The organism is Polynucleobacter sp. 39-46-10, assembly GCF_002282275.1.
The window spans coordinates 1-4,058 of record NZ_NCJB01000222.1; the positions used below are offsets into that span (position 1 = coordinate 1).

3 protein-coding genes and 1 pseudogene are annotated in these 4,058 nt (G+C 45.1%); 2 read left to right on the top strand and 2 right to left on the bottom strand.

Annotation, left to right across the window (positions count from 1 at the left end; genetic code table 11):
• Positions 1 to 1,333 (bottom strand): annotated as a pseudogene (locus B7X71_RS13085) (5-methyltetrahydropteroyltriglutamate--homocysteine S-methyltransferase); the annotation flags it as partial.
• A 137-nt stretch (positions 1,334 to 1,470) separates the two neighbouring features.
• Here B7X71_RS13085 and B7X71_RS13090 point away from each other — a divergent pair.
• Positions 1,471 to 2,364, top strand: a complete 894-nt coding sequence (locus B7X71_RS13090; RefSeq protein ID WP_293600971.1) for a LysR family transcriptional regulator — start codon at positions 1,471 to 1,473, stop codon at positions 2,362 to 2,364.
• 81 nt (positions 2,365 to 2,445) lie between these two features.
• On the opposite strand, the gene B7X71_RS13095 is transcribed toward B7X71_RS13090, so the two are convergent.
• Entirely contained in the window at positions 2,446 to 3,009 is a 564-nt protein-coding gene (locus B7X71_RS13095) for a DUF2062 domain-containing protein (RefSeq protein WP_293600972.1), read from the bottom strand.
• Positions 3,010 to 3,155: 146 nt separating this feature from the next.
• Here B7X71_RS13095 and gltX point away from each other — a divergent pair.
• The coding region (gltX, locus tag B7X71_RS13100; RefSeq protein ID WP_293600973.1) for a glutamate--tRNA ligase at positions 3,156 to 4,058 on the top strand (903 nt) is incomplete at its 3' end.

Consider the following 4,058-nt stretch of genomic DNA (forward strand, 5'->3'; position numbering starts at 1 on the left):
AGTCGGCTTGTGAAAGTTTGCCTTGCTTAAAGGCGGCGCGAGCAGCACGAATTTCGGCGGTTTGTGGAAAAGAACCAATGGTGGTGGTGGGGAGCAAGGGTAGGTTAAAGCGTTCTTGTTGTAGTCGTTTGCGCAGTTCAAAGTTACCATGACGTTGGTCAACACCCAATTCATCACATTGTTTAAGGCGTTCTCTCACCGCTGGGTTGCTGGTATGGGGGGAAAGGCGGCGTGAACGAATGCGAGCGGTATTGTCGGACAAAATATCTGCAACCGCTTCATCACCACTCGTAAGAGCAACTTGCAAGGCGCGAATTTCAGTGAGCTTTTCTTGTGCAAAAGCAAACCAGCTGTGCACTTCTTTGGGCAGGCTTTGCTCAGGCGCAAGACTAACAGGGACGTGTTGTAATGAACAAGAAGCACTAACCCATAAGCGATTGCCCAATTTTTCACGTAATGGGCGTAGTTGCCTTAGGCTCTGTTCTAAGTCGTTGACCCAAATATTGCGACCATCGACAACACCCACTGATAAAATTTGGCTTCCCCTTAACCAATCAGCGGCTTGAATCGCTTCGCTGATGCTGCCTCGTGTTACATCTAAATGCACACCAGCGACAGGAAGTTCAATGGCTGTGCGGAAGTTGTCGTTCAAGCCGCCAAAATAGGTGGTTAATAGCAATTTAATGCCTGTTTGATTCAGGGTAAAGTAAGCGGCTTGATAGGCTTGTTTCCATTCTGAAGGCAAGTCTAACACCAAGGCGGGTTCGTCGATTTGTACCCAGTCGATACCCTTGGCTTTAAGCTTAACCAATAATTGGCTGTAAGCGTAAACCAAATCATCAACAAGACTTAAACGATCAAAATTTTCTGCTTTGCTTTTGCTTAAAAACAAATAGCTTAAAGGACCGATCAGAACGACTTTAATGGGATGATTGAGCACCTTAGCTTCGTCAATTTGAGCAAACAAAGGCGCGTTGTGATCTAATAAAAATTGTGTGTTCGCATTCAATTCTGGAACAAGATAATGATAGTTGGTATCGAACCATTTGGTCATTTCCATGGCATGAGCATCATCAGTTCCCCTAGCCATGGCAAAATATTGTGTTAAAGGGTCGTTAATCTTGGCAAAGCGTTGGGGAATTGCGCCAAATAATTGCGTATGATTGAGCATTTGATCATAGTAAGCAAAATCACCCACGGTAATAAAAGAGAGACCTGCTTCTTTTTGTGTTTGCCAGTTGTTATGGCGAATGCTGCTTGCAACACTGGCAAGCTGATCGGCTGTTTGATGACCTGACCAAAAAGCTTCTAGCGCAAACTTCAATTCGCGCATCGCACCAATACGTGGGAAACCAAGGATGTGACTGTTCATGATACTCATTCCGTAATATTAAAATAACAAGCCTAGTCTAAAAGCTGTGATACCATAATAAAACTGAATTATCGTTATAGAAAAAATAACCAATCGTTATGATAGAAACGCAACAACTGTTATTAATGCAAACCATCGCGCAATGTGATGGCAACCTGACCCAGGCGGCTGAACGGCTGCACCTGAGCCAGCCTGCTATTTCCAAACAAGTGAAACAGCTAGAAATTCACCTAGGGTTAACCCTAATTGACAGAGACAAACGGCCAGCTAGGTTGACGCAAGCGGGCAAAGCAATATTATCGCTGGCCGAACAAGTGCTGCCCCTAATTACTCAAACAGAAAGACGATTGGTAGAGTTGCATGAAGGTCATCATCAGCAGTTACGTGTGGCGGTGGAATGTGATATTTGCTATGACTGGTTGATGCCCGCCATGAGTGCTTATCAGCAACTCTGGTCAAGTGTTGATATGGACTTGGTAACAGGGAAACAGGCAACGCCAGCACAGTTGATTGAACGCGATGAAGCCGATTTTATTCTCGCAACGCAAGTGCCTCATCAAGAACACCTTGCCGCTCATGTGCTATTTGATTACGAGTTATTAGCTATAGTGCCTGCAAAGCACAGCCTAAGCGAAACCTCCTATTTAACGGCTACCGATTTTAGTAAGGTTTGTTTATTACATTTTCCCAGAGCGCGTCATGAACTAGACTTATTTCGACAAGTGTTAATGCCCGCAGGCATAGAACCCGCAACAACGCGCACCCACCATTTAGCGGTGGGTTTGCTGCAATTGGTCGCGGCTGGAAAAGGCATTGCCGCCTTACCCAGTTGGGCACTGAAAAACCTTCCCGACAATTTTCCTATTTGTGTTAAACCTATTGGTGAGAGGGGCACTTGGATAACCCTTTACGGTATTACACAAGCCGATAACAGTGGCAAAACGTGGCTAAGAGACTTTGTGCGTTTAATCAGGGAGCAGCAGCTAGTATGAAATTAATATCGTTTATAAGTGCACCTTAAATTGATGCTCGATTAAGCGGCAATTTTGGATATAGTTACTGAGGAAGCGCCTTCAAACGGACGGGTTGCGTTTCTTCCAGCGTGAGCCCGTACGCCAACGCCATAAAAAATCAATAATGAAGTAGGTGAGTACACCAGAAATGCTGGCGATGATGGATAGGCCAACTAATAAAGGTTTACCTAAGGCTTGGATGCTTTCAAAAAAACCTTTTTCAACTTCTGTTTCTGACGGTTGTTCAATGGTTTCGAAATCTACTAAGGGTGTGGTATCTCCTGTAACCCAAGAGCCGAGTTGATAAGCACCATAATAGACAGGGGCAAAGGTAACGGGGTTGGTAACAAGTGTGCTTGCAGCGGCAACGGGTAGGTTGGCACGTAAGATAACAGCCGCAGCTGCGGTAATGGGAATTTGTGCAATAGGGATCAATAAGCCAAAAAACACGCCTAGAGCTACGCCTAATGCCACACCTCGACGCGACCAATGCCATAATTTAGGATGGGCAAGCCAGGGCGTTAACCACTTCAACCAACGGTTGTTCATCAAACTTTCTTGTGTGGGTATGAAGCGTCGCCAATTCATCGCATCCAATTCCTTGCTGGTTTGCGCTAGGGTCAATTCAGCCCTGCGTTTGCATCATAAAATACAGCCTAGTATTTTACGTCAACTCAGTTTTTTTTGCTTTGATTGTCACTCACGCTTACGCGCTATAGATTGAGTCGTTTATAATGAAAAATCATTTGCCGTTTGCATGAAGGAGAAACATTTTGGTTCGTACTCGTTTTGCGCCTAGCCCAACAGGTTATTTACACATTGGTGGGGCGCGTACTGCGTTATTTTCATGGTTATATGCGCGTAAACACGGCGGTCAGTTTATCCTTCGCATTGAAGACACGGATTTAGAGCGTTCTACGCCTGAATCGGTCGATGCGATTTTGCAGGGTATGGCGTGGTTAAATCTGGATTATGATGAAGGCCCTTTCTACCAAACTCAACGTTTTGAACGCTATAACGAGATTATTCAACAGTGGTTTGCAGAAGGTAAGGCTTACTACTGTTATGCTTCGCAAGCAGAATTAGATGAACTGCGTGAGCAGCAAATGGCACGCAAAGAAAAGCCTCGTTATGATGGGCGTTACCGTGACTTCACTGGTACGCCACCAGAAGGCATTAAACCCGTGGTACGTTTCAAGAACCCTTTAGACGGCGAAGTGGTGATTAACGACATGGTGAAAGGTCGTGTTGTGGTGCAGAATAGTGAGTTGGACGATTTGATTATTCAACGTTCTGACGGCTCTCCCACTTACAACTTTACCGTTGTTGTCGATGATTGGGAAATGAATATTACCCATGTGATTCGTGGAGATGATCACCTTAATAACACGCCACGTCAAATTAATATGTTGAAAGCCTTGGGTGTTGAACCACCGGTGTATGCGCATTTGCCGATGGTATTGGGTGAGGATGGTCAGCGTTTATCGAAGCGCCACGGTGCAGTGAGTGTGTTGCAATATAAAGAAGCGGGCTATTTACCTGATGGCTTGCTGAATTATTTGGCGCGTTTAGGTTGGTCACACGGCGACCAAGAGATTTTTAGCCGTGAAGAGCTGATTCAGTATTTCGACTTGGGGCATATTAATGGTGCTCCCGGTAAATTTGATGCCGAT